The sequence below is a fragment of the Arthrobacter sp. MSA 4-2 genome, from assembly GCF_016405885.1.
Lineage (GTDB): Bacteria > Actinomycetota > Actinomycetes > Actinomycetales > Micrococcaceae > Arthrobacter_D.
In genome coordinates, this window is sequence record NZ_JAEKGC010000004.1 from 37,057 (window position 1) to 64,054 (window position 26,998).

30 protein-coding genes are annotated in these 26,998 nt (G+C 69.6%); 14 read left to right on the top strand and 16 right to left on the bottom strand.

Features of this window, described 5'->3' with window-relative positions; translation table 11 throughout:
• Positions 1 to 53 precede the first annotated feature (53 nt).
• The 3 genes from I6N91_RS05370 to I6N91_RS05380 are packed head-to-tail and all read left to right on the top strand — an operon-like array spanning position 54 to position 2,049.
• Positions 54 to 506: a MaoC family dehydratase N-terminal domain-containing protein gene (locus I6N91_RS05370; protein WP_198811376.1), complete on the top strand. Its 453-nt coding sequence runs from the start codon at positions 54 to 56 to the stop codon at positions 504 to 506.
• The gene (locus I6N91_RS05375) at positions 503 to 943 is read left to right on the top strand and encodes a MaoC family dehydratase (RefSeq protein ID WP_198811378.1); all 441 of its coding nucleotides are present in this window, start codon (positions 503 to 505) and stop codon (positions 941 to 943) included. The genes I6N91_RS05370 and I6N91_RS05375 overlap by 4 nt, the downstream gene beginning before the upstream one ends.
• Positions 940 to 2,049 carry a UDP-N-acetylmuramate dehydrogenase gene (locus I6N91_RS05380; protein WP_198811380.1) on the top strand — a complete coding sequence of 370 codons (1,110 nt, stop codon included), beginning with the start codon at positions 940 to 942 and terminating at the stop codon, positions 2,047 to 2,049. The genes I6N91_RS05375 and I6N91_RS05380 overlap by 4 nt, the downstream gene beginning before the upstream one ends.
• 124 nt (positions 2,050 to 2,173) lie before the next feature.
• Here the strand turns inward: I6N91_RS05380 and I6N91_RS05385 are convergent, their stop codons facing one another.
• The 8 genes from I6N91_RS05385 to I6N91_RS05420 all read right to left on the bottom strand — a co-directional run bounded on the left by I6N91_RS05385 (position 2,174) and on the right by I6N91_RS05420 (position 10,570).
• Positions 2,174 to 2,602: a hypothetical protein gene (locus tag I6N91_RS05385; protein ID WP_198811382.1), complete on the bottom strand. Its 429-nt coding sequence runs from the start codon at positions 2,600 to 2,602 to the stop codon at positions 2,174 to 2,176.
• 49 nt (positions 2,603 to 2,651) lie between these two features.
• On the bottom strand, positions 2,652 to 3,797 hold the full coding sequence (gene asd / locus I6N91_RS05390; protein WP_198811384.1) for an aspartate-semialdehyde dehydrogenase: 1,146 nt from the start codon (positions 3,795 to 3,797) through the stop codon (positions 2,652 to 2,654).
• A 76-nt stretch (positions 3,798 to 3,873) separates the two neighbouring features.
• On the bottom strand, positions 3,874 to 4,431 hold the full coding sequence (locus tag I6N91_RS05395; RefSeq protein ID WP_198811386.1) for a dihydrofolate reductase: 558 nt from the start codon (positions 4,429 to 4,431) through the stop codon (positions 3,874 to 3,876).
• A complete protein-coding gene (locus I6N91_RS05400; protein ID WP_233091531.1) occupies positions 4,428 to 5,204 on the bottom strand; it encodes a thymidylate synthase in 777 nt (258 codons plus the stop codon). Before I6N91_RS05400 ends, I6N91_RS05395 begins: the two co-directional genes overlap by 4 nt.
• 99 nt (positions 5,205 to 5,303) lie before the next feature.
• Positions 5,304 to 6,272 carry an NUDIX hydrolase gene (locus tag I6N91_RS05405; RefSeq protein ID WP_198811390.1) on the bottom strand — a complete coding sequence of 323 codons (969 nt, stop codon included), beginning with the start codon at positions 6,270 to 6,272 and terminating at the stop codon, positions 5,304 to 5,306.
• Positions 6,272 to 8,494, bottom strand: coding sequence for an RNA degradosome polyphosphate kinase (locus I6N91_RS05410; protein ID WP_198811392.1), 2,223 nt, complete (start codon positions 8,492 to 8,494; stop codon positions 6,272 to 6,274). The genes I6N91_RS05405 and I6N91_RS05410 overlap by 1 nt, the downstream gene beginning before the upstream one ends.
• 70 nt (positions 8,495 to 8,564) lie before the next feature.
• Positions 8,565 to 9,578, bottom strand: coding sequence for a mycothiol synthase (gene mshD / locus I6N91_RS05415; protein ID WP_198811394.1), 1,014 nt, complete (start codon positions 9,576 to 9,578; stop codon positions 8,565 to 8,567).
• A gap of 281 nt (positions 9,579 to 9,859) precedes the next feature.
• The gene (locus I6N91_RS05420) at positions 9,860 to 10,570 is read right to left on the bottom strand and encodes a response regulator transcription factor (RefSeq protein WP_198811395.1); all 711 of its coding nucleotides are present in this window, start codon (positions 10,568 to 10,570) and stop codon (positions 9,860 to 9,862) included.
• Between the two features lie 211 nt (positions 10,571 to 10,781).
• Between I6N91_RS05420 and I6N91_RS05425 the strand changes: the two genes are divergently transcribed.
• From I6N91_RS05425 to I6N91_RS05440, 4 genes are all read left to right on the top strand, one after another.
• Entirely contained in the window at positions 10,782 to 11,525 is a 744-nt protein-coding gene (locus I6N91_RS05425; protein ID WP_307843246.1) for a hypothetical protein, read from the top strand.
• Positions 11,526 to 11,814: 289 nt separating this feature from the next.
• Positions 11,815 to 12,414 (top strand): FABP family protein, encoded by a 600-nt coding sequence (locus I6N91_RS05430; RefSeq protein ID WP_159617707.1) that lies wholly within the window; start codon positions 11,815 to 11,817, stop codon positions 12,412 to 12,414.
• A 67-nt stretch (positions 12,415 to 12,481) separates the two neighbouring features.
• On the top strand, positions 12,482 to 13,567 hold the full coding sequence (locus I6N91_RS05435) for a folate-binding protein YgfZ (protein ID WP_198811397.1): 1,086 nt from the start codon (positions 12,482 to 12,484) through the stop codon (positions 13,565 to 13,567).
• A complete protein-coding gene (locus I6N91_RS05440) occupies positions 13,564 to 13,980 on the top strand; it encodes an ankyrin repeat domain-containing protein (protein WP_198811399.1) in 417 nt (138 codons plus the stop codon). The genes I6N91_RS05435 and I6N91_RS05440 overlap by 4 nt, the downstream gene beginning before the upstream one ends.
• A 23-nt stretch (positions 13,981 to 14,003) precedes the next feature.
• Here I6N91_RS05440 and I6N91_RS05445 read toward each other — a convergent pair whose 3' ends face one another.
• Together I6N91_RS05445 and I6N91_RS05450 are read right to left on the bottom strand one after the other, a co-directional pair.
• Positions 14,004 to 14,717, bottom strand: a complete 714-nt coding sequence (locus I6N91_RS05445; RefSeq protein WP_198811401.1) for a GNAT family N-acetyltransferase — start codon at positions 14,715 to 14,717, stop codon at positions 14,004 to 14,006.
• Positions 14,718 to 14,779: 62 nt separating this feature from the next.
• Positions 14,780 to 15,805 carry a 6-phosphofructokinase gene (locus I6N91_RS05450; protein WP_198811403.1) on the bottom strand — a complete coding sequence of 342 codons (1,026 nt, stop codon included), beginning with the start codon at positions 15,803 to 15,805 and terminating at the stop codon, positions 14,780 to 14,782.
• A gap of 216 nt (positions 15,806 to 16,021) precedes the next feature.
• Here I6N91_RS05450 and I6N91_RS05455 point away from each other — a divergent pair, with 216 nt between their 5' ends.
• Positions 16,022 to 16,888 (top strand): UbiA family prenyltransferase, encoded by an 867-nt coding sequence (locus tag I6N91_RS05455; RefSeq protein WP_198811405.1) that lies wholly within the window; start codon positions 16,022 to 16,024, stop codon positions 16,886 to 16,888.
• Positions 16,885 to 18,318, top strand: a complete 1,434-nt coding sequence (locus tag I6N91_RS05460; protein WP_198811407.1) for an NAD(P)/FAD-dependent oxidoreductase — start codon at positions 16,885 to 16,887, stop codon at positions 18,316 to 18,318. Before I6N91_RS05455 ends, I6N91_RS05460 begins: the two co-directional genes overlap by 4 nt.
• A 40-nt stretch (positions 18,319 to 18,358) precedes the next feature.
• Here I6N91_RS05460 and I6N91_RS05465 read toward each other — a convergent pair whose 3' ends face one another.
• From I6N91_RS05465 to I6N91_RS05485, 5 genes are all read right to left on the bottom strand, one after another.
• Positions 18,359 to 19,138, bottom strand: a complete 780-nt coding sequence (locus tag I6N91_RS05465) for a carotenoid biosynthesis protein (protein ID WP_198811409.1) — start codon at positions 19,136 to 19,138, stop codon at positions 18,359 to 18,361.
• Positions 19,139 to 19,246: 108 nt separating this feature from the next.
• Positions 19,247 to 19,369: a ribosomal protein bL36 gene (locus I6N91_RS05470; RefSeq protein WP_120164674.1), complete on the bottom strand. Its 123-nt coding sequence runs from the start codon at positions 19,367 to 19,369 to the stop codon at positions 19,247 to 19,249.
• Between the two features lie 54 nt (positions 19,370 to 19,423).
• Positions 19,424 to 19,729 carry a DUF4193 domain-containing protein gene (locus tag I6N91_RS05475; protein WP_198811411.1) on the bottom strand — a complete coding sequence of 102 codons (306 nt, stop codon included), beginning with the start codon at positions 19,727 to 19,729 and terminating at the stop codon, positions 19,424 to 19,426.
• Positions 19,730 to 19,804: 75 nt separating this feature from the next.
• The gene (locus I6N91_RS05480) at positions 19,805 to 20,395 is read right to left on the bottom strand and encodes a GNAT family N-acetyltransferase (protein WP_307843247.1); all 591 of its coding nucleotides are present in this window, start codon (positions 20,393 to 20,395) and stop codon (positions 19,805 to 19,807) included.
• Positions 20,392 to 21,000 (bottom strand): TetR/AcrR family transcriptional regulator, encoded by a 609-nt coding sequence (locus I6N91_RS05485; protein WP_198811412.1) that lies wholly within the window; start codon positions 20,998 to 21,000, stop codon positions 20,392 to 20,394. The genes I6N91_RS05480 and I6N91_RS05485 overlap by 4 nt, the downstream gene beginning before the upstream one ends.
• A gap of 75 nt (positions 21,001 to 21,075) precedes the next feature.
• Here I6N91_RS05485 and I6N91_RS05490 point away from each other — a divergent pair, with 75 nt between their 5' ends.
• Both I6N91_RS05490 and I6N91_RS05495 read left to right on the top strand, forming a co-directional pair.
• Entirely contained in the window at positions 21,076 to 21,783 is a 708-nt protein-coding gene (locus I6N91_RS05490; RefSeq protein WP_198811415.1) for an SDR family NAD(P)-dependent oxidoreductase, read from the top strand.
• An 87-nt stretch (positions 21,784 to 21,870) separates the two neighbouring features.
• Entirely contained in the window at positions 21,871 to 22,278 is a 408-nt protein-coding gene (locus I6N91_RS05495; protein WP_198811423.1) for an SgcJ/EcaC family oxidoreductase, read from the top strand.
• Between the two features lie 15 nt (positions 22,279 to 22,293).
• On the opposite strand, the gene I6N91_RS05500 is transcribed toward I6N91_RS05495, so the two are convergent.
• Complete coding sequence (locus tag I6N91_RS05500) at positions 22,294 to 23,352, bottom strand: nitronate monooxygenase family protein (protein WP_198811425.1); 1,059 nt, start codon at positions 23,350 to 23,352, stop codon at positions 22,294 to 22,296.
• 121 nt (positions 23,353 to 23,473) lie between these two features.
• On the opposite strand from I6N91_RS05500, the gene I6N91_RS05505 reads away from it, so the two are divergent.
• The 3 genes from I6N91_RS05505 to I6N91_RS05515 all read left to right on the top strand — a co-directional run bounded on the left by I6N91_RS05505 (position 23,474) and on the right by I6N91_RS05515 (position 26,994).
• Positions 23,474 to 24,469: an MBL fold metallo-hydrolase gene (locus I6N91_RS05505; protein ID WP_198811427.1), complete on the top strand. Its 996-nt coding sequence runs from the start codon at positions 23,474 to 23,476 to the stop codon at positions 24,467 to 24,469.
• A gap of 485 nt (positions 24,470 to 24,954) precedes the next feature.
• On the top strand, positions 24,955 to 25,401 hold the full coding sequence (locus tag I6N91_RS05510; RefSeq protein ID WP_198811429.1) for a VOC family protein: 447 nt from the start codon (positions 24,955 to 24,957) through the stop codon (positions 25,399 to 25,401).
• A 156-nt stretch (positions 25,402 to 25,557) separates the two neighbouring features.
• On the top strand, positions 25,558 to 26,994 hold the full coding sequence (locus I6N91_RS05515) for an NAD(P)/FAD-dependent oxidoreductase (protein ID WP_198811431.1): 1,437 nt from the start codon (positions 25,558 to 25,560) through the stop codon (positions 26,992 to 26,994).
• The last annotated feature ends 4 nt before the right edge of the window (positions 26,995 to 26,998 follow it).

Sequence of the window (26,998 nt, forward strand, 5' to 3'; positions counted from 1 at the left end):
CGCTCGATTACGCTTGAATCCAGCCCGCCGTCCGCGAACTCCCGGAGGACCCCATGACCATCAACCCCGACCTGCAGGGACGCAGCTACCCCGCCGGTGAGGTGTACACCGTGGGGCGCGAAGCGATCCGCGACTTCGCCCGCGCGGTCAAGGCCACCCATCCCTCCCACTACGACGTCGAAGCGGCCCGGGCCCTCGGGTACGCAGACCTGGTGGCGCCGCCGACGTTCGCCATCATCGTGGCGCAGCGCGCGGACGCCCAGCTCATCACCGATCCGGGCGCCGGGATCGACTTCTCCCGGGTGGTCCACGCCGACCAGCGCTTCACCCACCACCGGCCCATCGTCGCCGGGGATGAACTGGTCGCCGCCCTCCACGTCGATTCGGTGCGGGCCATGGGCGGCGGGGCGATGATCACCACGCGCGCCGAAATCTCAACAGTGGACGGTGTGCGGACCGCCACGACAACGTCATCCCTGCTCGTCCGGGGAGAGGAGCAGCAGTGAGCATCCCAGCAGCAGAACTGACCGTCGGGCAGGACATCGGGTCCGTGACGATTCCGGTGACCCGCCAGGACCTGGTGCGCTACGCCGGGGCCTCCGGGGACTTCAATCCCATCCACTGGAATTCCGACTTCGCCCAGGGCGTCGGGCTGCCCGGGGTCATCGCCCACGGCATGTTCACCATGGGCGCCGCGGTGCAGCTGGTCACCGACTGGACCGGCGATCCGGGCTCCGTCATCGACTACCAGACGCGCTTCACCAGGCCCGTCGTGGTCGCCGACACCACGGCGCAGCCCGGCGTTCCGGGCGCCGTCCTCGAGGTCCGGGGGACCATCGGGGCGCTGAACCCCGAGGAGGCAACGGCGCGGATCGACCTCACGGTGACCTTTGAGGGCCAGAAGGTCCTCGTGAAGGCCCAGGCCGTGGTGCGCCTTTCATGAGCCCGCAGGCGACCGGCACGCCGCTGGCGGACCTCACCACTGCTGGAGTCGGCGGGCCCGCCCGCACGCTCATCGAGGCACGCTCCGAACAGGAGATTATCGACGCCGTCCGCACCGCCGACGACGCGGGTGAGCCGCTGCTCATCCTGGCCGGCGGCTCGAACCTCGTTATCGCCGATGAAGGCTTCGAGGGCACGGTGGTCCGCATCGCCTCCGACGGTTTCACCGTGAACGACGACGATGCCACCTGCGGCGGGGTCATGGTTCGGGCGCAGGCCGGGCAGGACTGGGACGAACTTGTCGAGTACACGGTGAAGCACGCCTTCTCCGGCCTCGAAGCGCTCTCGGGGATCCCCGGCTCCACCGGGGCGACGCCGGTCCAGAACGTCGGCGCGTACGGCTCCGACGTGTCCCAGACGATCGCCACGGTGCGCACCTGGGACCGGCAAACCTCTGCGGTGAAGAGCTTCACCAACTTCGAACTCCACTTCGGGTACCGGGACTCGCTGCTGAAGCAGACGACCGTCACCGGCTCGCCGCGCTATGTGGTCCTCACCGTCGAATTCCAGCTCGCGCTCGGCCGCATGAGCGCACCGGTGAAGTACGCCGAACTGGCCCGCGCCCTGGGCGTTGAGGTCGGCAAACGGGCCTACGCCAACGACGTGCGCCGCGAGGTGCTCCGGCTGCGCGCGGCCAAGGGAATGGTCCTCGATGCGCAGGACCGCGACACCTTCAGCACCGGGTCTTTCTTCACCAACCCGATTGTCGACGCCGCCGCGGCGGCGGGCCTGCCGGAGGACGCCCCCCGGTACCCGGTTGCGGACCCGGACAAGGTGAAGCTCAGCGCCGCCTGGCTGATCGAGCGTGCCGGTTTCGCCAAGGGCTTCGGGCTGGCCGACGACGCCGGGTTCGCCGCGGCGGGCGGGCGGGCCTCGCTGTCGACGAAGCACACCCTGGCGCTGACCAACCGGGGCGGCGCCGCCGCCCGGGACCTGCTGGCCGTGGCCGGGCTCGTGGCGGACGGGGTTGAGGCGAAGTTCGGCATCCGGCTGCAGCCCGAACCGCTGCTGATCGGGTGCGCGCTCCCGGCGCCCAGCACCCCCTGAGGGCCGCTACCCGGTACGCCCTGGGCGCGGCTGCGCCGGCGGTCTGTAAGCACCGGCCGTCTGTAGGCCCGGCACTCTGTAGGCCCGGCACTCTGTGAGCCCGGCCGGCTGTTGAGAGCCGCGTCTACGTGACCGAGGTCCGCCGCGCGTGCTCGGCGGCGGCACGGGTCAGCAGGACGTCGCCCCACTGGGCCTTCCGGTCCACCAGCTGGCGGGTGCACAGCCACTGCGCCAGACGGGAGGCGAGGCTGATCTGGGCCAGCCGGTCGTGGAAGTCGGCCGCCAGCCAGCGCACGCCCAGGAATCCCGGGAGGGCGTGGAGGAGCTCCGCGGCGCCCATCAGGCGCGCATAGGCGGCGTCGGGGGAGAACTGGCGTTCAAGCTCAAGCAGCGCCGCCGCCTCAGGCGGCAGCGAGCGCGCCCCCTCGCCCTCGAGGTAGGACCTCAGCCCGGCCTCCACGCGCCCGTACCGGATCACCGTTTCCGGGTGCCGGCCGCGGGCGCTGGCTGCGAAGAAACCGGTCAGGATGCGGTCGACGTCGGTGTGTTCCATGCCGGTATTCTGCCTCCGCCCTCTGACAGTTCCACGCGCGGGGTGCCGGCTACAGGTTCCCGGTGCTGATGAGCAGCATCCGGCGCAGCGGCTCGGCCGCGCCCCACAGCAGCTGGTCGCCCACGGTGAACGCGCTGATGTACTTCGGGCCCATCTCGAGCTTGCGGATGCGTCCCACGGGGATCTCCAGGGATCCGGTCGCGGCCACCGGGGTCAGTTCGGCCACGGAGGCCTCCTTGGTGTTGGGCACCACCTTCACCCACTCGTTGTCGGCCGCGATCAGGCGCTCGATCTCCGCCACCGGCAGGTCCTCGGTCAGCTTCAGGGTCAGCGCCTGCGAGTGCGAGCGCATGGCGCCGATCCGCACGCACAACCCGTCGAAGGGGATCCGCCCGCCGTCGCCGGTTCCCAGGATCTTGTTGGTCTCCGCCCCGGCCTTCCATTCCTCGCGGGACTGTCCGTGGCCGAGGTCGGCGTCGATCCATGGGATCACCGAGCCGGCCAGCGGCACCCCGAACTGCGAGGCGTCAAGCTCCGGGTTCCGCTGCTGGGCCAGCACGGCCCGGTCGATCTCGAGGATGGCCGAGGCCGGGTCGTCGAGGTGGGTGAGCACGCTCGAGTGAAGGGCGCCAAACTGGGTGAGCAGTTCGCGCATGTGCCGTGCCCCGCCGCCCGAGGCGGCCTGATAGGTCATCGAGGTGCCCCACTCCACCAGTCCGTTGCGGAACAGCCCGCCGAGGCCCATGAGCATGCAGGAGACGGTGCAGTTGCCGCCGATGAAGTCCTTTACGCCGCTGGCCAGCCCGGCGTCGATGACCGCGCGGTTCACTGGGTCCAGCACGATGATCGACTCGGGCTCCATCCGCAGCGTGGAGGCGGCGTCGATCCACAGCCCGTCCCAGCCGGCGTCGCGCAGCTTGGGATGCACCTCCGAGGTGTAGGCGCCGCCCTGGGCGGTGACGATGATCGGCAGCTTCGCCAGGGTCTCGACGTCGTAGGCGTTCTCGAGCTTCCCGGCGCCCTCGGCGAAGGACGGCGCCGGTCCGCCCGCGTTGGAGGTGGAGAAGAACACGGGGTTGAACAGGCGGAAATCGCCTTCGTCCTGGAGTCGCTGCATGAGGACGGAGCCGACCATGCCGCGCCAGCCGACGAAGCCGACGGAGGGCAGGGGGGAGGTGCTTGCTGCGGAGGTCATCCTCCAAGCTTAGGCGAGCCCGGCGTGCGGTGCGGGAACGGTTACGCCGGCTGTCGGTCCGGCTGGACCCCCTGCCTTAGGCCGTTTGGGAGCCGCGCGCCCACAGGCTCAGCCGGTACCGGGTGCCGGAGGTGCTGTCCAGCCAGCCCCCGGCGGGGCTGACGCCCTTCAGGTCCCACTCCGGGCCAAGCACCGGCGCGTAGGTGTCGCCGTCAGTGTCGGTCTCGATGACGGTGACCACCGCCGCGTTGGCCTCGGCGACCGCTTCGGCGTACAGTTTCCCGCCGCCGATGATCCAGATCTGCTCCGCGCCCGGTGCCCGCCGCGCCTCGGCGAGCGCGTCCTGGAGGGAACCGACGACGACGGCGCCCTCAAGCGGGCCGGAGGAGCTCACGACGATGTTGGTGCGGTCCGGCAGCGGGCGGTACTTCGCGGGGAAGGACTCCCAGGTGCGCCGGCCCATGATGACCGGGTGGCCGGTGGTGATCCTGCGGAAGTGGGTCAGGTCCTCGGGGACATGCCAGGGCATGCCGCCGTCCTTGCCGATCACCCCGTCCTCGGTCTGCGCCCAGATCAGGCCGATCACCGGCTCGCCGCCAACGGCGCCGGTCACTGTGACATCGTCGAAGCTCATACGGCGATCGGAGCCTTGATCGTGGGGTGGTGCCGGTAGTCGAGCACCTCGAAGTCCTCGAGGGTGTAATCGGAGATGCTCTCCGGGGTGCGGGTGATCCGCAGCCGCGGGTAGGGGTAGGGCTCGCGGGAGAGCTGCTCGGTGACCTGCTCCACGTGGTTGTCGTAGATGTGCACGTCCCCGCCGGTCCAGATGAACTCCCCGGGCTCCAGCCCGGCCTGCTGGGCCACCATAAGGGTCAGCAGGGCGTAGGAGGCGATGTTGAACGGAACGCCGAGGAAGGTGTCCGCCGACCGCTGGTACAGCTGGCAGGACAGCCGGCCCGGGCCCTCGGGGGAGGGCTCGACGTAGAACTGGAAGAACGCGTGGCACGGGGGAAGGGCCATATTGGAGATCTCCGAGACGTTCCAGGCCGACACGATGTGCCGCCGGGAGTCGGGATTCGTCTTCAGGCCCTCGATGACGGCGGCAATCTGGTCGATGTGTCCGCCGTCCGGGGTGGGCCAGGAGCGCCACTGCACCCCGTAGACCGGCCCGAGTTCGCCGTCGGCGTCGGCCCACTCGTCCCAGATGGACACGCCCTGTTCCTGGAGCCAGCGGACGTTCGACTCCCCGCGCAGGAACCAGAGCAGCTCCAGGGCGACGGATTTGAAGTGCACCCGCTTGGTGGTGATCAGCGGGAAGGACTCGCGCAGGTCGAAGCGAAGCTGGCGTCCGAAGACGCTGCGGGTTCCGGTGCCGGTCCGGTCGGACTTGGCCGTGCCGTTGGCCATCACATCGCGCAGCAGGTCTTCATACGGGGTGTTCAGGGGTGTGCTCACCGTGCCAGTCTAGCGAGGACCGGCCGGGGCGCCTGCCGGTGCCCCGGCGTGTCAGTCGTCGTAGGCGCGGTACTGCTCCACGGAGACGATGCGCCCGTGATTGACGGAACTGACCTGGCAGATGACCGCCTCACCCGGTGACAGGTACGGGTCGGTGACCGGCAGCAGGGCGGCCAGGTGCGTCGCCATGTGCCCGCGCAGCACCCCGAAGACGAGGGGCAGGACCGGCCGGTGCGTGCAGATCGCCACCGGGTTGCGCTTGTCGAAGACCTTCTCCACGGCAGCCCTGGCGCGCCCCGGTTTCCGGGCCGCGTCGTGCTCGGTGATGGCGTCGACGAGCTTCAGCTTCGCGTCGGCCTTCGCGACGTAGGGCGAGACCGTCTGGACGCACCGGACCCACGGGCTGCTGATGACCCGCTCGGGCCGCCAGGCCTGCAGCAGCCGGCTCACGGCCACCGCCTGGCGCCGGCCGGTGGCCGCGAGCGGCCGTTCGCCCTCGGCCCGGCTCCAGGAGGAGCGCGGCTTGGCCTTCGCATGGCGGACGATGATCAGCGGCCAGGTGCCGAGGTCCCGGCGTTCGTGGGCCTCCTCGAGGGCATCAAGGGGCTCCACATCGGAGGGGTTGGTCAGCAGGAGGCGTGCCTTGTCCGGGGTGCACCACAGGTGTTCGTCAACCTCTTTGCCGTCCGGGACGGGCTTGAGGTGGCCCGCCTTCGCGGCCCAGTAGTGGACCACCTTGCGTCCGGAGGACACCTCGTAATCGATGGACGGCAGCGGGATTCCGAGGTGGACCCTCAGGCCCACCTCCTCGTGCGTCTCGCGGACGGCGCACTCCGGGGTGGTCTCCCCGTCGTCGAGCTTGCCCTTGGGCCAGGACCAGTCGTCGTAGCGCGGACGGTGGATCAGCAGCACCTCGAGGCGCCCCTTTTCGGTCCGCCAGCACAGGGTGCCCGCGGCGGTGACAGTCACCTCGGTGGCCGACGGCGCGGCGTCGGCCGGACTCTGGACGTCGGCGGACATCAGCGGCGGATGGCGGCGCGCTGCCGGGCACGGGAGGCGAGCAGCCAGGACTGGATGTCGCCGAGGTCCTCGCCGTTCTCGTCCTTGGCGTGCCGGGTCCAGGCCCCGGTCTCGTCGAGGTGCCAGCTCGCGGTGCGCGGGTCCATGTACCGGTCCAGGAGCGTCATGAGGTACTCAATGTCATCCGGCGCGCTCAGCTGCACCAGGGTCTCCACCCTGCGGTCGAGGTTGCGGTGCATCATGTCCGCCGAGCCCATGAACACTGCCGGATCACCGCCGTTCGCGAACGCGAACACGCGCGAGTGCTCAAGGAAGCGGCCCAGCACCGAGCGGACCGTCACATTCTCGCTGAGGCCCGGCACCCCCGGCCGGACCGAGCAGATCCCCCGGACGATGACGTCGACCTTCACCCCGGCCTGCGAGGCGCGGTACAGGGCGTCGATGATCGCCTCGTCGACCATCGAGTTGACCTTGATCACCACGCGGGCCGCCCGGCCTGCGTTCTTGTTCGCGATCTCCCGCTCGATCCGGTCGATCAGCCCCGAGCGCACCGACCGCGGAGCGACGAGGAGGCGCTTGAAGGTGGACCTGGGCGCGTAGCCGGAGAGCTGGTTGAACAGCCGGGACAGGTCCTCGCCCACCTGGTCGTTCGAGGTCAGCAGGCCGAGGTCCTCGTAGTAACGGGCCGTGCGCGGGTGGTAGTTTCCGGTGCCGATGTGGCAGTAGCGGCGCAGCCCGTCGATCTCCTGCCGGACCACCAGCGAGAGCTTGCAGTGGGTCTTCAGCCCCACGATGCCGTACACCACGTGCACGCCGGCCTGCTCGAGCTTCCGCGCCCAGGAGATGTTGGCCTGTTCATCGAAGCGGGCCTTGATCTCCACCAGGGCGAGCACCTGCTTGCCCGCCTCGGCAGCGTCGATCAGGGCATCGACGATCGGGGAGTCTCCTGAGGTGCGGTAGAGGGTCTGCTTGATCGCCTGCACCTTGGGGTCGGCGGCCGCCTGCTCGAGGAACGCCTGCACCGAGGTGGAGAAGGAGTCGTACGGGTGGTGCAGCAGGATGTCCCGGCGCCGCATGGCGGCGAACACGTTGGCGGCCTTGGAGGTCTCGCTCTCGTTGAGGTGCCGGCTCGTGTGGGGGACGTGCTTGGGATAGTGGAGCTCCCCGCGGTCGATCTTGCCGATGACGCTGAGCCCGCGCAGGTCCAGCGGTGCGGGGAGGGTGAAGACCTCGTCCTCCTCGATGCCCAGCTCGCGCGAGAGCAGCGCCCGGATGCTCGGGTTGATGTCGGTGGCCACCTCGAGCCGCACCGGCGGGCCGAACCGGCGGCGCAGCAGCTCCTTCTCGAGGGCCTGCAGCAGGTTCTCCGCGTCGTCCTCCTCCACCTCGAGGTCCTCGTTGCGGGTGACCCGGAAGGTGTGGTGTTCGAGCACCTCCATGCCGGGGAACAGCTGGTCGAGGTGAACGGCGATGACGTCCTCCAGGGCGATGAAGCGGGCGGTGCGTCCCGAGACGCTGCCGGCGCGGTGCCCGTCCACGGAGATCAGGCGGGGCAACTGGTCGGGCACCTTGACGCGGGCGAAGAGCTCCTTCTCGCTGATGGGGTTGCGTACCACGACGGCGAGGTTCAACGACAGCCCGGAAATGTACGGGAAGGGGTGCGCCGGGTCCACCGCCAGCGGGGTGAGGATCGGGAAGACCTTCTCGGTGAACAGCTTGTTCAGCTCGAGCCGTGCGGGTTCGTCGAGCTCGTCCCAGGTGGTGAGGTGGATGTGCTCCTTCGCCAGGGCGGGGCGGATCTGCTCGGCGAAGACCGCGGCGTGGCGCTGTTGGAGGCGGTAGCCGTCCCCCATGATCTTCTCGAGCTGCTCGATGGGGCTGAGCCCGGCGGCGGATGGGACGGCGAGCCCGGTGGCGATGCGGCGCTTCAGGCCGGCGACGCGCACCATGAAGAACTCGTCGAGGTTGGACGCGAAGATGGAGAGGAACGCGACCCGCTCCAGCAGGTAGAGGTCGGGATCCTCGGCGAGCTCGAGCACCCGCGCGTTGAAGTCGAGCCAGCTGATCTCGCGGTCAAGGAACCGGTCCGGGCGGATGTCGCCGGTCGGCAGCAGGCTCGGGGCGAACTCGGGAATCTCGATGCGGTCCTGGGTGGCCCGGGCGGGTGCGGTCTCCGAGGAACCGTAACGGGATGGGACTCGGGCGGCTGTCTCGGATGCCATGGTGTCTCCTGCGGCGTTCAATGGTGTCTCGGGGCGCGCGTAGAAGCGGGCACTGTGCTGGAATCCAACCTTACAAGCTGGGCGTGTCTTCTCCACCTGCATACATGACATCGACGTCCCAGCGCGTGAAGCCCAGCCGGCGGTAGAGGGCCACCGCGGCGGTGTTGTCCGCGTCGACGTAGAGCATGATGGCCTGCAGCCCGCGCCGGTGCAGGTACTCGATGCCGGCCACGGTAAGGGCCTTGCCCAGGCCGCGGCCCTGCGCCTCGGGGGTTACCCCGACGACGTACACCTCACCGAGCGGCGGGTGGGCGCCCGAGCCGGCGTGGACCTTGGTCCAGTGGAAGCCGAGCAGGCGGGAGGTCTCGGTGTCCTCGGCCAGGAAGAAGCCCTCGGGGTCGAACCAGTCCTCGGCCATGCGGGCCTGCAGGTCGGCGAGGGTCGTGGACCCCTGCTCGGGGTGGTGGGCGAACGCGGACCGGTTGGCCTCGAGCCACAGCTGTTCGTCCTGTCCGGGGACGAAGGTCCGAAGCCGGACCTTGTCGGGCAGGGCGGGGGAGGGCGCCAGCTCGGCGGCCGCGGCCCGGGTCTGGCGCATGCGCCACAGCTCCCGGACGGGCCGGAACCCGTGCCGGGCGGCGAGGGCGGCCGCGGCGGCATGGTTGCCGTGCGACCAGGCCCGGAGCCCGGGAATTTCCTCGGCGGCGACCGCGTCCGCGAGGGCGGATCCGGCCCCCTCGGCGCGGGCGTCAGGAGCCACCACCAGTTCGAGGACGGCGGCCTCCTGGCCTGCGTCCGGCGCCCCGTCCGCCGGCAGGCTGACGACGGCGAGGCCGGCCAGTTCACCGGCGTCCCCGTCGTCTCCGCCGGAACCGGCCCCCGGCCGCGCGGTGAAAAGCAGGACCTGGGCGGCGTCGGGCGCGGAGGAACGCAGGTTCACGAGGGTCTGCTCGGACAGGGGAGGGTTGCCGTCGGCCTCGGCCGCACGAGCGGCGAGTTCGCGGATTTCCGCCAGCAGGGGGGCCTGCGGGGTGCCGGAGGTCCGGGTAATCGTCCAGGGGGAAAGCTGCGCATCGGCCGTCATGGGCCCAGCCTAGTGCCCCGGCGCCCGCCGGGACCGGCCGCCGGCCAAGGTTCAGGCCGCCGGTTTGGCGGGACGCCCCGGGGTGGGGTAGCGTGGGAAACCGTTCAGGGGGGATGCACCACTGGGGTGCCCGCGATACGTTCGACCCGTATGTCCTCCACTTCGGGCCCGGCCCACGAAGAACCCCCATCCGCAGGGATGGGGGTTCTTTGCGTTAAGGCCCTGCCCCGCCGGTGCGCCGGCGCCGGTGCGGGTCAGGAGGGGTGTGGGTCAGGCGCCGGTCAGGCGTCCTGGACGACGTCGGCCCCGGTCTCCTCGGGCATCCGCGTCAGCGTGAACCGGTAGCCGACGTTGCGCACCGTGGCGATGAGCTGTTCGTGGTCGGTGCCGAGCTTCGCCCGCAGCCGCCGCACGTGCACATCGACCGTCCGGGTGCCCCCGTAATAGTCGTAACCCCACACCTCATGCAGCAGCTGGTCGCGGGTGAAGACCCGCCCGGGATGCTGGGCCAGGTATTTGAGCAGCTCGAATTCCTTATAGGTGAGGTTCAGCGGAACCCCACCAACCCGGGCGGTGTAGCTCGCCTCGTCGATCACCACTCCCGAGGCCCGGATCTCGGAGCTGGTCTCCTCCCCGGCCGCCTGGGCCCGGGCGATGACCAGCCGAAGCCGTGCCTCGACCTCGGCGGGACCGGCCGAGTCCAGCAGGACGTCATCTGCCAGCCAGGCGGCGGTCACCGCCGTCATGCCGCCCTCGGTCAGCACCAGCATCAACGGCGCACTGAGCCCGGTGGCCTTCAGGAGCTGGGTGAGGGAGCGCGCCCCCACGAGGTCACGCCGGGCGTCGACCAGGACGACGTCGCAGGGTTCGGTCTCCAGCAGGGCGGTGGGTTCGGCGGGGAGGATATGCACCTTGTGGCTGAGCAGTTCAAGGGCCGGGAGGATCTCCACAGAGGATCCCGCACTGTTGGTAAGCAGCAGGATGTGCGGCATGTGTCCTCCACGGGTCGGGACGCGCATCATCGGGCGGGCGGACCGGAGCTGAACCGGGAGAACCGGAAGCCGCCGGCGGTACAGATTTGGACAAGTATAACCGCAGGGCGGGCGCCGCGCCCGAGGCCGCAGCCGCGCCCTGCTCCGACCCTGTGCAGACCGCGGGCCCGGAGTTTCCCAGACCTTGGAGGCATAGGGCAGTATTGCTCGGGTGAGATTCTGGATAGTGGCCGCGGCAGCCGCCGCCTCGGTGGCGGGCCTGGTCGGCGCATCCTTCGTCTCACCGCTGGCCGTCGCCGCCGTCACCGCGCTCCTGTGCGCTGTTGCCGCCATCGGCTGGCCCCATCTGCTGGGCGTCCCCGCCCGCAAGCGCCAGTCCGCGGCCATCGGACTCAGCGCCATCGCTGCCACCGCCGCCGCCGCCTTCACCCCGGGCCCGGGCTTCATGGTCTGGTTCCCCGGCGCGGTCGCCCTTGGCGTGAGTGCCGTATTCCTGATCCAGCTGCTCCGGGGGACCGGTCAGAGCCACCGCCTCGAATCGACCCTCGGGGCCAGCTCGGGCGTCTTCGCCGTCGCCCTGGGCTCCGGGTGGGCTGCCGCCGACCGGCTTCCGGTCAACGCCGCCGGGACGTCCATGATGCTCGTGACCGGGATCAGCGTCCTCGCGGGCCTCGCGGGCCTGCTTCCGCGGTGGCCCGACCGGGTGGCCGCACCGCTGGGCCTGGTCCTCGCCGCTGCCGCCGGATGCGCCGGCGCACTCCTGCTCCCCGGCGTCCCCGTCCTGCCCGCTGTCCTCGTCGGCCTCGTCAGCGGTGCGGTGCTCGTGAGCGGCCGGCGCCTGCTCACCTCCCGGGAGGCACCGCTGAACGCCGCGGCGGCGCTCTCCGCCGGGATCACCCCGGTTCTTGCCATCGGTGCCCTCGTCTATTTCCTGGACACCCTGCTGCTCTCCTGAACGCGCCGGCTCCGCGGGGCGCAGGGCACGTCGGGCCCGCCCGCTTCGCCTGCCGCGTTGCAGGTTCCTCCAGCGGTCCATGGGCCCACCGGCGCCCGCCCGGAGGCACGCCCGCGATGGTGTACTGCGGGCCGGAAGGGCGCGTTAGGATGGAAATATGTCGATCCTCGCACTGGAAATCTTTTTCATCTGCCTGCTCGTTGTCGCCGGCCTCGCCATGGCGGGCTTCGCCGCGCTCGTGGTCGCCCGCCTGTACAAGGGCCAGAAGTAGCGGTTAGGCAACCCGGCAATGTCAATCGAACTTCCCACCGACCTCACCCCTGAGCTGGTTCCGCTCTCCTGGCTGCTTGGCACCTGGGAAGGGACCGGGCGCCTCGGTGAGGGCGACGCCGACTCGGAGCACTTCGGGCAGCGGATGACGTTCGAACACCACGGGCTGCCGTACCTGCAGTACACCGCCGAGAGCTGGCTCACTGATGAGCAGGGCTCCCGGCTGCGGCCGCTGTCGGTCGAAACCGGGTTCTGGGCGCTTGACCGCAAGCTCAACGACGCCGACGTCGGGCCGGGGCTCTCCCCGGCGGACATCGTTCCGGCGCTGAAGACCGCGGACGAGGTGGAGCACTTCCGCAACGAAGCGGGAGGGTTCGACATCACCGCCACCATCGTCCACCCCGGCAGCATCGCCGAGCTCTACTACGGCACCATCAAGGGTCCGCAGATCCAGCTTTCAACCGACGTGGTGATGCGCGGGCAGCACTCCAAGGAGTACGCGGCCGCCACCCGCCTGTTCGGGCTGGTCGGCGGCGACCTGTACTGGCGCTGGGATGTCGCCGCGTCCGGAAACGCGCTGCAGGCCCACGCCTCGGCGATCCTCAAAAAGCTTTCCTGACCCCGATCCGGTGCCGTCCGGCCGGCCGGGCAGGGGAATAGCACCGCCTGAAAGGCGTTACATCCACATGATCTACACCAGCCCGCTCCTCAGCCTGCCCGGAGCCGTCCCGGGCGGTGCCCCCGACGAGGCCGTCGCCGCCCACTACGGGGATCCCTTCCGCGAGCAGCGCCTCCTCGCCGGGGGGCAGGCCGTCGTCGACCTCTCGCACCGGGGCGTCGTGACCGTCACCGGGCCCGACCGGTTGAGCTGGCTCAATACGCTCTCCTCCCAGCTGCTGCTCAAGCTGCAGCCGGGCGAGGCCTCGGAGACCCTGCTGCTGAGCGTCCAGGGGCGCATCGACTTCAGTGCGCGCATTGTCGATGACGGCGCCACCGCCTGGCTGATCGTCGAGGGCGCCGAGGCGCCCGGGCTCAGCGAGTGGCTCCAGCGGATGAAGTTCATGCTGCGCGTGGAGATCGCCGACGTCTCGGCGGACTGGGCCGTGGTGGGCTCGGTGGCTCGGATCGATGCCTTCGAAGGGCATACCGTCTGGGCCGATCCCTGGCCGGGCGTCGGCGCCGGAGGGTTCGCCTACTCCGCGGTGGAATCCCACCCGGGCCTGGAGCGGCCCTGGTTCGAATACCTCATCCCGCAGGCCTCGCTCCTCGAGGCGGTCACCGGGCTCGAGGGCTTCACGCCGGCGGGAATGATGGCGGCGGAGGCGCTGCGCATCGCCGCCTGGCGCCCGCGCGTCGGGTTCGAAACCGACGACAAGACCATCCCGCACGAACTGGACCTGATGCGCACCGCCGTGCACCTGGCCAAGGGCTGCTACAAGGGCCAGGAAACCGTGGCGCGGGTCCACAACCTTGGGCACCCGCCGCGCCGGCTGGTCTTCCTCCACCTCGACGGCAGCCAGCACACGCTTCCCGCGCGCGGCAGCGGCATCGTCGCCGAGGGCCGCACGGTCGGGCGGATCACCTCCGTCGCCCACCACTGGGAGATGGGGCCCATCGCCCTCGCGGTGGTGAAGCGCTCGGTCGACCCGTCCGCCCGGCTGCTGGTGCAGGACGCCGACGAGCAGTACGCGGCCGCCCAGGAGGTCATCGTTCCCCCCGATGCCGGCCAGGTCGTGGGCCGGGCCACCGGTTTCCTGAAGGGCCCGCGGTGACCGGCCGGGACACCGGCGCGGACACCGGCGCGGACACTGGCGCCGAGGCGGCGTTCGCCCTCGCCGGCCGGCTCTTCGACGCGGCACGCCACGGCGACGCCGCCACTCTGGTCCGCTACCTCGACGCCGGGGTTCCGCCGGACCTGACCAACTCGGCGGGGGACTCCCTGCTGATGCTCGCCTCCTACAACGGCCACCCGGCCATCGTGAGGGACCTCCTGGGGCGCGGAGTCGACGTCAACAAGGCCAATGACCGCGGCCAGACCCCGCTGGCCGGTGCGGTGTTCAAGGGCCACACCTCGACCGCGCAGCTGCTCCACGAGGCGGGTGCAGACCCCGACGCGGGCACCCCGAGTGCGCGCGACGCCGCGAGGATGTTCGAGCGGACGGACCTGACCGAGCTGTTCGGCTGACCGCCGCGCTCCGGGTCGGCAGTTCAGCCGAGGGCCACGCTGGTCTGCGTGCCGCCGAAGGCGAATCCGGCGCGGCGCGCGGCCCGCTGGGAGGCAGTATTGTCGACGCGGGCGCGCCACTGGGGCACGAATCCGGCGGCCATGGCTTCCTCGACGGCGACGGCGGCGATCCGGCCGGCCAGGCCCTGGCCGCGGTGCTGGGGGGCGGTCAGCACTCGGAGGTGGGCGAGGATTCCCGCCCACGGCTCGTAGCCCGCTCCCGCCAGCGGAGCCGGATCCTCGGAGCGCCGGTCATCGACCAGGATGAACCGGTGGTCGAGGCTGCCAAGTCCCGCCTCGGACACGTCGTCCGGCGGGCACATCCGTTCCAACCCGTCGACGAACTCCTGGTCGCTCGACACCGCGGTGTCTCGAAGGGCCTCAAGGTCGGGCAGGGTATCGCTGAAGTACAGCTGGGCCTCGCCCAGGCCCCTGCCTCCGTGTTTCCGGCTCAGCTCCACCAGGGTGCTCTGCTGCCGCAGCTGCCCACCCGGAAGGCGCCGGGCGGCCTCAACCGCCCACTCCGGACCCACCAGAGCCTCCTTGCCGAAGAGGGTCACGAAGGTGAGCCGGCCCGAGGCCTCATCGACCCTTACGATCCGTTCGGCGGGGTCGCCGGCCAACGCCGCGTCCTCGAGCCGGAGCAGCCTCGACCAGGCCAGCTGGATGATGGCCACGGTTCCCGGATCAAGTTCCATGACGGCAAACTAACACGGACGGACGCCGCGCCCGGCCCCGTGCGGCGCCGGCGGGACCAAGATCATCCGAAGAGGATTGCGGCCTCGTCGTAGCGGTGCTGCGGAACCCGCTTGAGCTTGCCGAGGGCGTCCTCGAACCCGACGTGGGCGATCTCGGTTCCGTGGAGGGAGACCATGGTGCCCCAGAGGCCCTCCGCCACGGAATCGACGGCGGCCATGCCCAGACGGGTCGCGAGGACCCGGTCGAAGGAGGAGGGAACCCCGCCGCGCTGGATGTGCCCCAGGATCGTCGCCCGGGTCTCGATGCCGGTGCGCGCTTCGATCTCCGGCGCCAGCTGGTCGGCGATGCCGCCCAGGCGGGGACGGCCAAAGGTATCGAGGCCGCGCTCCGAGTGGGGCTGTTCCATGTGGGAGGGCACGAAGCCTTCGGCAACCACGACCAGCGGCGCCCGGCCGCGTGCGTTGGCCTCGCTGACCCACCGGGCGATCTGTTCGATGCTCGTCTGCTGTTCGGGGATGAGGATGGCGTGGGCCCCGGAGGCCATGCCGGCGTGCAAGGCGATCCAGCCCACGTGGCGGCCCATGACCTCGGCAATCATGCACCGGCTGTGGGATTCCCCGGTGGTGCGCAGCCGGTCGATGGCCTCGGTGGCAATCTGTACCGCGGTGTCAAAGCCGAACGTGTAATCGGTGGCGTCGAGGTCGTTGTCGACGGTCTTGGGGACACCAACGATCTTGAGCCCGGCATCGGTGAGGCGCTTGGCGGCGGCGAGCGTGCCCTCGCCCCCGATGGCCACCATGGCGTCAATGCCCAGGCGGTCCATCGTGGCCTTGATGGCCTCCGGCCCCCCGTTGCCGTCGAAGGGGTTGGTCCGGGAGGTGCCGAGGATGGTGCCGCCCTGCTTCGAGATGCCGCGCACGTCGTGGCGCTGGAGTTCCATCACATCGCCCTCGACCACGCCGCGCCAGCCGTCGCGGAAGCCGACGAACTCCTGGCCGTGGACCTTGATTCCCTTGAGGACCGCCCCCCGGATCACAGCGTTCAGGCCTGGGCAGTCGCCGCCACTCGTGAGCATTCCGATTTTCATAGGGGTGTGTTCCTTCAGCTGGGTTGACGGTTCATCGCAGAGCGCGCCGTCGAGCTCAACTATGATTCTAGACACACGGGAACGGACACCGACGCACTCTTCGGCCGTGGTGGCCCGTAGTGTTGGGAAAGCGCCAGCGGCCGCGCGGCCGCACGCACGGCCGGGCGAGGTCCGGCCCGGCGGTTTCAGCCCGAACTCAAACCAAGGAGGACCCGCGTGCCCCGATCAGGGTTGCTGGCCGCACCGTCCCGGATGGTTGCCATTTCGCGGCCCGTGCTGTGGATCAACACCCTGGGCACCGGCGCGGTGGGCATGTGGCTCGCCGGCGAGCTGTGGGATCCGGGGGCGCTGGCGCTGCTGATCTGGCTGACCCTGCCCTTCAACCTGCTGATCTACGGCGTCAACGACATCTTCGACCAGGACACCGATGCGCTGAACCCGCGCAAGGGATCGCTCGAGGGCGCGCGCATCCGGGCCGCGGAGGTCCGCTCCATCTGGACCTGGGTGGCCGCCACGAACCTCCCGTTCCTCGCCTGGTTCCTGGTAACCCTGCCGTGGCCGGCCCTGGCCTGGATCGGCCTGTACGCGGCGGTGTTCATCGCCTATTCCGCCCCGCCGCCGCGCTTCAAGGCCCGTCCGTACCTCGATTCGCTCAGCAACGCCGCCTACGCCTTTCCCCTGGTCTTCGTCCCGCTCGCGCTCGGCGCCGCGCCCCTCTGGCCCGCCGCCGTCGGCCTGATGGCCTGGAGCGCCGCCAAGCACACCTTCGACGCCGTCCAGGACATCGGGGAGGACCGTGCGGCCGGGATCACGACGACGGCGGTGCGCCTGGGCGCGCGCGGCGTCGTTGGCTGGAGCGGGTTCTGGTGGGCCCTCTCCACGGTCTGCTTCGCACTGGTGAGCCTGCCCGTGGCCATCGTGAGCGGCGGGATCGCCGGTTGGCTGCTCGTCTCGCTCCTGCGCTCGCCGTCCCCGGCAACCGGGCACCGGCTCTACCGGTACTCCATCGCCTTCCCGTATGTCGCGGGCACCGTGGCAGGGGTGCAGCTCACCGGGTCGCTGCTGCTGGGGATCTACCGGTGAGCCGGATCGTCGTCGTGGGCGGAGGCATCGGGTCCCTGGCGGCCGCCGCCCTCCTCGGCGCCGCCGGGCACGCGGTGACCGTGCTGGAGGGCGGGGCCACCCTGGGCGGGAAGAGCCGGCGCGTTGAGGTTGCCGGGCAGCGCATGGACACCGGACCCTCGCTGTTCACCTTTCCGGGAGTCTGGGAGGAACTGCTCCGCCGCATCGACGCCCTCACCGGCAGAGCGCCCGGCAGCGCCGCCGGCACCGCCGGGCTCGAACTCGTTCGGCTCACCGAGGTGGGAACGTACTCCTTCCGGGGTGAGGCCTGCAGCCTTCCGGTGCCGCCCGGCCACCCCTGGCATGCTGCCTGGGAACGGTTCGCTGCGCTGCACGGGGGCCTCGGGCCGGAGGTCACCACGCTGCTGACGACCCCTCCGCTCGAACGCGCCGCGTATCCCGCGCTCACCCGGCTCGCCCGGCTGTACGGTGGCCGCCTCACCACCCGCAGCTACCTGGACAGCCTGCCGTGGCTCCCGGAGGGGCTCCGGGAGGTCATCGCGATCCATACCCTCAACGCCGGGGTCAGTCCCACCCGGACGCCCGCGCTGTATGCGAGCATGCCTGCGGTCATGGCCCAGGACGGTGTCTGGGTGCCCCGGGGCGGGGTGTATGAGCTGGTGCTGGCGCTGGAGCGGCTGGCGGTGGACGCCGGGGTGGAGATCTCCACGGGGGAGCCGGTGGGGAGGATCAGGCGGGGCAGCGTGAGCACGGCCCGGGGGACCTACCCTGCGGACGCCGTCGTCGCCGGCGTCGATGCGCAGCGGGTGGCCGGGCTGCTTACCGGCCGGCCGCCGCGGACGCCGCGGAGGCTTTCCTGCTCGGCCGTGGGACTGTATGCGGTGCTGGACCGGCCGCTGCCCGAGGGGACCCCCCGGCACAGCGTGATCCTGCCCGATTCCCCGGGGGAGCTGTACTCCGCGTTGGAGGCCGGGGCGGAACCGGGGCAGACCATGGCCTTCGCGAACTACTATCCGGCGGGCGAGGTGTACCCGAACGCGGCCCCGACGCTTGCCCTTCTGCTGACCAGCCCGGCGAACGGCCGGGCCTACGCGATGGACGACCGGTTCATCGCCGGGGAGGTCGACCGGGTCTCGCAGGCCCTCGGACTGCCGGAGCCCCTGGCCGGCTATCTGGGCGAACACCTCGTCCTCGACCCGGAGTATTTCAGCAAGGCCGGGTCGGCCGGAGGAGCGCTCTACGGGGCTGTCCACCCCGCATGGCTCAGCGGGCCGTTCCACGTTCCCGCCCCGTGGAGCCCCCGCCGGCCCTGGCTGTGGCGGGTAGGTGCCTCGGTGCATCCCGGCGGTGGACTGCCGGCGGTCCTGGGCGGGGCGATGATGTCCTCGGAACGGCTGCTGCGGTCGCTTACACGGCGCCGGCGGTCCTGACCGGCACTCCGGATCAGGCCTGCCAGCCCGCCGATCAGGCCTACCGGGCGGCTGGAGCAGGCGCGGGGGCGGCGGCGAGCGCAATGCGGCGCCGCACCACGAAGGCGAGGAGCCCCGCCGCCAGCAGGGCGGGAAAAACCAGTGCGGAGAAGATGGACACGCCGAGCCAGAAACTGAGCGAGAGCAGCAGGCTGTCGAGCAGCCCGGGCCGGACGGGGCGGCGGGTGAGGCGCCGTCCACCCAGCAGGGTCAGGAGCGCCGCGGCGCACAGCCCGGACAGCAGCCAGCCGGCGTAGTTGCTCAGCGGTACCCCGTAGTAAGGTCCGCCGTCTGCCCAGATCCAGAACCGCAGCGAGACAGCACCGGGGTCGAGCACTCCGTCGACCAGGACCAGCAGCACCGCCGAGGCGATGATGGTCCGCAGGGCCGTCCACCGTCCCGCGAAGACCGCGACGGTTCCGATCACCAGCGGAACATAGGACAGCGGCAGCAGGAACGGCACCAGGCCGAAGGCCTTCGGCCCGAGGGGATCGCCGTAGGAGAAGTCCCCGTAGGGGAAACCGGTGGCCACGCCGACGCCCTCGATCAGGTAGCCGAAGACCGACACCGCGGCCAGTGCGGCCGCGGCCCGGGCCGGCCCCAGCTGCCGGACCAGGGCGATGAACGCGGGAAGCGCAATGAGGAGGTTGAAGAAGTAGGAGGCGGTCTCGGCCCCCGGGGTGTCCGGGAACCGGACGACGAAATACCCGGACACCAGCAGGAACAGGCAGGCGGCGGCGAGCAGGGGCGGGAAGCGGCGGGTTCTGGCGGGGTGCGGCACCTGCCCATCTTTGCAGGTCGGCCCGCCGTGGCGGTGCCGTTGCGTGGCGGTGCCGTTAACGGCAGCGGCCGGCACGCTCAATGCGTGCCGGCCGCTGCGGGTGCCTGATCAGCCCTGGCGGGCCTTGATCCGGGGGTTCTTCTTATTGATGACCATGGTGCGTCCGCGGCGGCGGACGATCTGACCACCGGGGATGGCCTTCAAGGCCCTGAGTGAATTGCGTACCTTCATGATGTACTCCCTGCTGCTGGCGTGGACGAATGGTGCTGGGTGCGGGGGACCGGCTCAGCTCTCGCACTCGGAGCAATACATCGCTCCGTTGTGCTCACGGGCAAGCTGGCTCCGGTGTCGGACCAGGAAGCAGTTCATACAGGTGAATTCGTCCTGCTGCTGGGGGACGACCTGGATCTGCAGCTCCTCGTGGGAGAGGTCCGCTCCAGGCAGTTCAAAGCCGTCCGCCAGGTCGCTTTCCTCAACGTCGATGACCGCCGTCTGCGAGTTGGCGCTGTGCTTGGCCTTGATCGCCTCAAGCGACTCGTTAACGGGCTGGTCCTCTTGGGCGACGCGTGGGGCGTCGTAATCGGTTGCCATAAAGTGCCTATTCTCCTTTTCACGAGACCAGGATTGACCTAACTCGTGCTCCCGATAACAGGCCGCGGCCTGCGTCTATTCCCGGACGGCGGCCGCACCGGAGGGCTCGAGGATGCGCTGGTAGAGCCGGTGGTCCTGCCACCGTCCGGCGATGCTGAGGTACGCCCGGGCCACTCCGATCTCCTCGAACCCCGCCCGGTCCAGCACCCGCTGGGAAGCGGTGTTGAGCGGGAGGGTCGCCGCCTGCAGGCGGTGCAGCCCCAGGACATCCCGCGCTGCCGCCACCGCGAAGGCGACGGCGGCCGAGCCGATCCCGCGCCCGGTCAACTCCGAATCCACCCAGTACCCCAGGTGGCCGTTGAGGAAGGGGCCGCGCACGATCCCGGTGATGGTGACCGTCCCGACGACCTGCCCGTTCCGGAGCAGGACCCATGGCACCTCCGAACCGGCCTCGACGAGGGCGGCTTTCGCGTCGATTACCTCCCGCTGACCCGCGGGGGTGAAGAACCGGCCGGAGCGCGCGGGCTCCCAGGGCGCCAGGTGGTCCCGGTTGCGGCTGTACGCGGCGGCAAGGCGCTCGGCGTCCGAGCTATGCAATGGGGCCACGTCGACGCCGCCGGTCAGCCGGACGCCGCCGGTCAGGCGGGCGGCCTCCCGGGGCCTCACGTGGCAGGAGCGGGTTGGAGTCCGAGGAGGGCGAGGCTGTTCTGCCACAGGGCATCGAGCTGGCCAGGATCGTTGAACAGCTTGGCGAAGAGAACCATCCCTTCGATCTGCGCGACGATCGACCTGGCCGTGCCGCGGGGGTCGACTCCTGCGAATTCCCCGGCAGCGGCGCCCTCCCGGACAGTGGCCTCGATGAGGTCGATCTGTTCCTCGAAGATCTGCTGCAGGCGTTCCCGGACCGGGTTATCCTGCGCGCTGACTTCAAGGGCAAGATTGCCGAAAAGGCACCCAGTGACCGAGCCCGTTCCCTTCAGCGCCGTCGTCTGCACCTCCGCCGTGGCGAGAAACAGCTTCCGCAGGCGGTCGAGGGCGGGCTCCGAGGAGGTGAGGATGCCCGACCACTGGGCACCCTGCTTGATCCAGTGCGCATTGATCACTTCGAGGGCGAGCGCCTGCTTCGACGGGAAGAAGTGGTAGAAGCTCCCCTTCGGTACGCCGGCCGCTGCGCAGATCTCGGCAACTCCGATCGAAGCATAGGCGCGCTGCTGGAAGAGCGCCGTGCCGGCATCGAGGATTCTTTGGTGCGCGTCTGATTTTCGTCCCATGTTGCAATTATAAGACCAGTCGGCTATAACTGTGTACTCGGTAGTTGACCGATCGTCTACAGAAAGCTGCACACTATGGAATTTCGCAAAGTCGCCGTCGTCACCGGGGGATCACAGGGTATCGGGGAAGGGCTCGCCGCAGCCCTGCGCAACATCGGCTATGCCGTCGTGGCAAACTCCCGTTCCATCGCCCCCGCCGACGAGCCCGACTTCGTGACCGTCGCCGGTGACATCTCGGATCCCGCCGTCGCGGAGAAGGTCGTCGCCACGGCAATCGAGAAGTTCGGCCGCATCGACACGCTCGTGAACAACGCCGGCATCTTCGTCGGGAAGCCCTTCACCGAGTACACCAAGGAGGACTACGACCGGGTGGTGCAGGTGAACCTCGGCGGGTTCTTCTACGTGACCCAGCAGGCGATTTCCCGGATGCTCGAGCAGGGCTCCGGACACGTAGTGAATGTGACCACAACCCTGGTCGAGTACGCGAACTCGGGCCTTCCCTCCGCCCTGGCCAACCTCACCAAGGGCGGCGTCTCCTCGGTCACCAAGTCGCTAGCCGTCGAATATGCGGGCCGCGGAATCCGCGTCAACGCCGTCTCCCCGGGGCACATCAAGACCCCGCTGCACGCCGGACACGACCACGACGAACTCGCGGGCCAGCACCCGATCGGCCGGATGGGCACCGTCGAGGACATCGCCAAGGGCGTCCTCTACCTGGAGCAGGCCCCCTTCGTCACCGGCGAGGTCCTCCACGTCGACGGCGGCCAGAGCGCCGGCAGCTAGGTTTCCTGGAGCGGGCCGCGCTCCCGCTCCCGCTCCTGCACCGACAGGGACACCGGAGGTGTCCGCACTCAAATTGAAGGACAAGACATGGAAACGTCTGGAATCGAAGTACCTGAAGCGAACGCCTCGGACGCCGGCACACTCGGTATCGTCAATACGGTCTTCACCGCCTGGGCAAACGGGATCCGGGACCACCGGCCCGAGGAGGTGGCCTCCCAGTTCACCGAGGATGCCCTCTTCCAGGGCTTCGACAGGGATCACGGGATCGGCCGTCCTGCCATCATCGCCTACTACGACAAGCAGCCGGCCGGGCTGCAGGCCGACTTCCGGATCCTCCAGCACCGCCGGCTGTCGGTAGACGTCCTCGTGGCCTACGCCGACGTCGACTTCTCGTTCCTTGACGGCCGGGTAATTCCGGTCCATCTGACGGTGGTGCTGCAGCGAACCGGCGGAAGCTGGCTCATCAGCCACTACCACGTCTCGAAGATCCAGTAGGGTCCGGCCCCGCCGTCAGTCGTACGCCCCTGCAAACGAGGCGAAGATTTCGGCGGCGGGGCCCAGCCGGGCCAGGGGCGCCGACTGCCCGGCCCAGAAACTGGCGAGATCGGCCCGCCCCTCCTCCTCTGCGGCCCTGCGGAACGGCGAGGTCATCGCGCCAAGGGCCGGGTACGGAACGTGGGTGTCCCATCCGGACGCCTCCCGGGTCACCCGGTTGACCAGGCCGCGGGCCAGGCGCCCGGTGAAGGCGCCGGTCAGGACCGTGCTGCGGCCGGCCGGCCCGGTGACCGCCTGCTTGTGGACCGCCGAGGCGGCCGACTCGTCCGCCACGAGGAACGCCGTTCCAACCTGCACCCCCTCGGCCCCCAGTTCGTGTGCCGCCCGGATCTGGGAGGGCGTGGCGATTCCGCCGGCGGCAACGACCGGCGTGTCGACAGCAGCCACAATCTGGGGCACCAGCGAGAACGTCCCGACCAGGGATTCCTCCGCCGGGGCAAGAAAGGCACCGCGGTGCCCGCCGGCGTCGCTGCCGGAGGCGACGATCACGTCCACGCCGGCCTCCTCAAGGGCGGCCGCCTCGTCGACCGTCGTTGCCGTCCCCACCAGGCGGATTCCGGCGCGCCGCGCGCGGTCCACGGTGTCGGCAGCAGGCGCGCCGAACACAAAACTGATGACCGGTGGTGCCGCGGCCAGGAGTGCGTCCAACTGGGCATCGAAGTCAATGGGCGCACCCACCGATGGCTCCGGCGGGTCGATGCCCAACTCCTCGAAGTACGGGGCCAACAACGCCGCCTGTGCCACCAGTTGGTCGACGCCGGCCGCTGAATCACCGCCCAGCGGTATCCAGAGGTTGACTGCGAAGGGCCGGGCCGTCGCGTCCTTGAGCCGGCCAACCAGCGCCGTGATCTCATCGGGACGGAGGTGGTGGGCGCCAAAGGACCCGAGTCCGCCCGCCTCCGCGACGGCGGCGACGAGGGATTCGGAGGAGAGGCCGCCGCCGAAGGGGCCCTGGATGATAGGGAAATCCAGGCCGAGCAGGTCGGCCACCCGCGTGTGCCGCAGCAAAGTCATGCTTGCACGCCTTTCATTTCGTGATGTTTCATGGTTTGCCTTCCCATCCTTGACATGATAATAGGCGCGCACCTATAACTGAAGCCTATAGTGGACCGAACATCTAGGAAGGCGTTCCATCATGTCCGCAGACCCGGAAGCCCCCTGGAAGCCGTTCAGTTTTACCGAGGCCGCAGCGTCGCTGCGATTGGTCCCCACCGCTCCCGTTCCCGAGACTGCCCGCGGGCCGAAGGTTCCGGAGGAGGGATATTACGTCGAGGAGCTCGCCGACGGAATGTTCCTGTTGAGTGACGGCACCTATCAGATGATGTTCGTCGTCACCGATGACGGAGTCATTGCCGTCGACGCTCCGCCGACCCTGGGTCACAACATTCTTCGGGCGATCAAGGGCGTGACGTCCAAGCCCATCACCCAGATCGTCTACAGCCACCAGCATGCCGACCACGTCGGGGCGATGTCGCTCTACCCCCAGGACGTACCCCGGTATGCCCAGCGGATCACTGCGGAGCGGCTGCGGAAGCTCGGCGATCCGAACCGCCCCCTTCCCACGGTCGAGTTCGACGACGGCTACACGCTGCAGTCGGGCGATCACACCCTGCAGCTCGACTACAAGGGTCCCAACCATGCCGAAGGGAACATCTTCATCCACGAGCCCAAGCGTCAGGTGCTGATGCTTGTGGACGTCATCTTCCCGGGGTGGGTGCCGTTCTCGAACCTTGCCGTGTCCGCCAATATCCCCGGATACGTCACCGCTGTCGACCAGACGCTGGGGTACTCCTTCGAGAAGCTGGTCCCCGGACACGTAACCCGCACCGGCACCCGCAAGGATGTCGAGGTGCAGGCTGAGTACCTGAGGGACCTGTACAACACGACGGAGGCGGCGCTGTCCTCGGTCGATCTGGGCGAGATTATGGCCCCGGTTGATATGTCGAACGCCTGGGCGGTCTTCCGGGCCTACCTCGACGCGGTCGCGGCGAAGTCCGCCGACGAACTAATTCCGCGCTGGGTGGACCGGCTGGGCGGAGCGGACGTGTTCACCCTGCCCAACGCCTGGGCCATGATGGAGGCCCTGCGCCTCGACTACGGAAGCCTCGGCCCGTTCGGCATCGCCGACTAGGACTGCGTCCTCCCGTGCTGCGGCCGTAGGTGCCGGCCACCCCTCCTGAGGGGGCCCGCCGGTCCCGGCGCTGGGGTCTTCCATGCGCTCAACAGCACTCCCTTCGGGCCGCCGCTGCCGGACGCCCGCTGCTCCAACCTGCAGATTTCTGCCCCCTCCGGTCCGCCGTTGCGCCCTGACCCTGCGGAACAACCGCGGGAAGGGGGTTCGGGCGCAGGGGAATTATTTTTTCCACGTCTGAGTTGATACGCATACACGATCAAGCACTCCTAATTGAGGAGTAGCAGGATTTTTCGGACGGGCAGCCCGCAGGCCCACCGTCGGGCAATAGGAAGTCAGCTAGCCGGCCGTAGTCGTTCTGCCGGCCCTCCGCGGAATAAGACTCACCATTTCCGCCTTTACGAGAGCCGGGATAGTGCAGGGGGACCCGGCCCGGCGGCACCTTCAACAGCAAATCACACAGCCGATCAAGAAAAGGACCTGTCATGGAATTCAAGCTCGAGGTAGTAGCCGTTCCCGTCACGGACGTGGACCGTGCGAAGGCCTTCTACGACTCGCTGGGCTGGCGCTTCGACGCCGACTTCACCGTTGACGAGGACCTCCGGGTCGTCCAGTTCACCCCTCCGGGCTCGGGTGCCTCGATCATGATCGGCAAGGGCATCACCGCCGGCGCCCCCGGCTCGCTGCAGGGCCTGTACCTGATCGTCGATGACATCATCGCCGCACGCGAGGACATCGCCGCCCGCGGCATCGAGATCTCCGAGGTCTGGCACGACGCCAAGGGCATCTGGCACCACGAAGGGGAGAAGGACCGCGTCCCCGGGCCCGACCCCGAGCGCAACACCTACGCCTCCTACGCCTCCTTCACCGACCCCGACGGCAACGGCTGGTTCCTCCAGGAAATCACCACCCGCCTGCCCGGCCGCATCTAACTCCGGCCAATAGACCCCGCCGCGGCGTCCGGATCACCGGACGCCGCGGCGGTTCCAATCCGCAGGACCGTGCCGGTGGAGCAATACCGGAACGTACAAGACATCCACCCAGAAGAGATTCAAGGCAGAACCGAAATTTTGAGGGAAGACACGACGATGGAAAAAACTGAGTACGACCTGATTGTTCTGGGCGGAGGTGCAGTTGGCGAGAATGTGGCCGACCGTGCCGTCCAGGGCGGATTGACCGCAGTGGTCGTTGAGGCCGAGCTGGTCGGAGGCGAGTGCTCGTATTGGGCGTGCATGCCCTCGAAGGCGCTGCTGCGCTCAGCCCAGGTGCTGCGCGCGGCTCGGCACATGCCCGGCGTAGCGGAGGCGGTCACCGGCGAGCTGAACGTTGACGCAGTGCTGGCCCGCCGGAATGCCTTCACCAGCAACTGGGACGACGCCGGCCAGGTGGGCTGGCTCGAAGGCGCCGGAATCGACCTGGTGCGCGGCCACGGACGGATCAGTGGCACCAAGGAGGTCACCGTGACCGCCGCTGACGGTACCGTCACCGTGCTCACCGCACGCCACGCGGTGGCCGTAACCACCGGCTCCGATGCCGTGATTCCCCCCATCGAAGGCCTGGTAGAGGCCCGCCCGTGGACGTCCCGGGAGGCAACCAGCATCAAGTCCGTGCCCGAAAGCCTTGCCATCATCGGCGGCGGGGTCGTGGCAACGGAGATGGCCACCGCCTTCGCCGGCTTTGGCACGAAGGTCACCCTAATCGCCCGCAGCGGCCTTCTCACCGAGATGGAGCCCTTCGCGGGTGAAATGGTCGGCGCATCCCTGCGCGAGCTGGGTGCCACCGTGCTCACCGATACCAAGACCACGAAGGTCACGCGGGACGGGGATACCGTCACCATTGAAACTGCCGACGGCGGCACGATCACCGCCGGAGAGGTCATTGTCGCAACCGGGCGCAGCCCGCGCAGCACCGACATCGGTCTGGAGACCGTGGGACTCACTGCCGGTGCCTGGCTGGCAACGGATGACACGATGCAGGTGCCCGGCTATGACTGGCTCTACGCTGCCGGCGATGTGACCGGGCGGGTGCTGCTGACCCACCAGGGCAAGTACCAGGCGCGCGCGGCAGGTGACGTGATTGCGGCCCGGGCCACCGGCGCCGTGGTCTCGGACGGCCCGTGGGGCACGCATGTGGCCACCGCTGATCACGAGGCGGTTCCGCAGGTGACCTTCACCGACCCCGAGGTGGCGTCGGTGGGACTGACCGCCGCGGCCGCACGCCGCGCCGGTTATGAGATCCGGGTTGTGGATTACGAGCTCGGCTGGACTGCCGGCGCCTCGGTCCACGCCGATGGGTACACCGGCAAGGCCCGCATGATCGTCGACGAGAAGCGCAAGGTCGTCCTTGGGGTGACCTTCGTGGGACCCGACGTGGCGGAGCTGGTCCAGGCCGCGACCATGATCATCGTCGGCGAGGTCCCCCTTGACCGTCTCTGGCACGCTGTGCCGGCGTACCCGACGATCAGTGAGATCTGGCTGCGCCTGCTCGAGACCTACGGCCGCCCCCAGCCGGTCTCGGCCAAGTAACCGG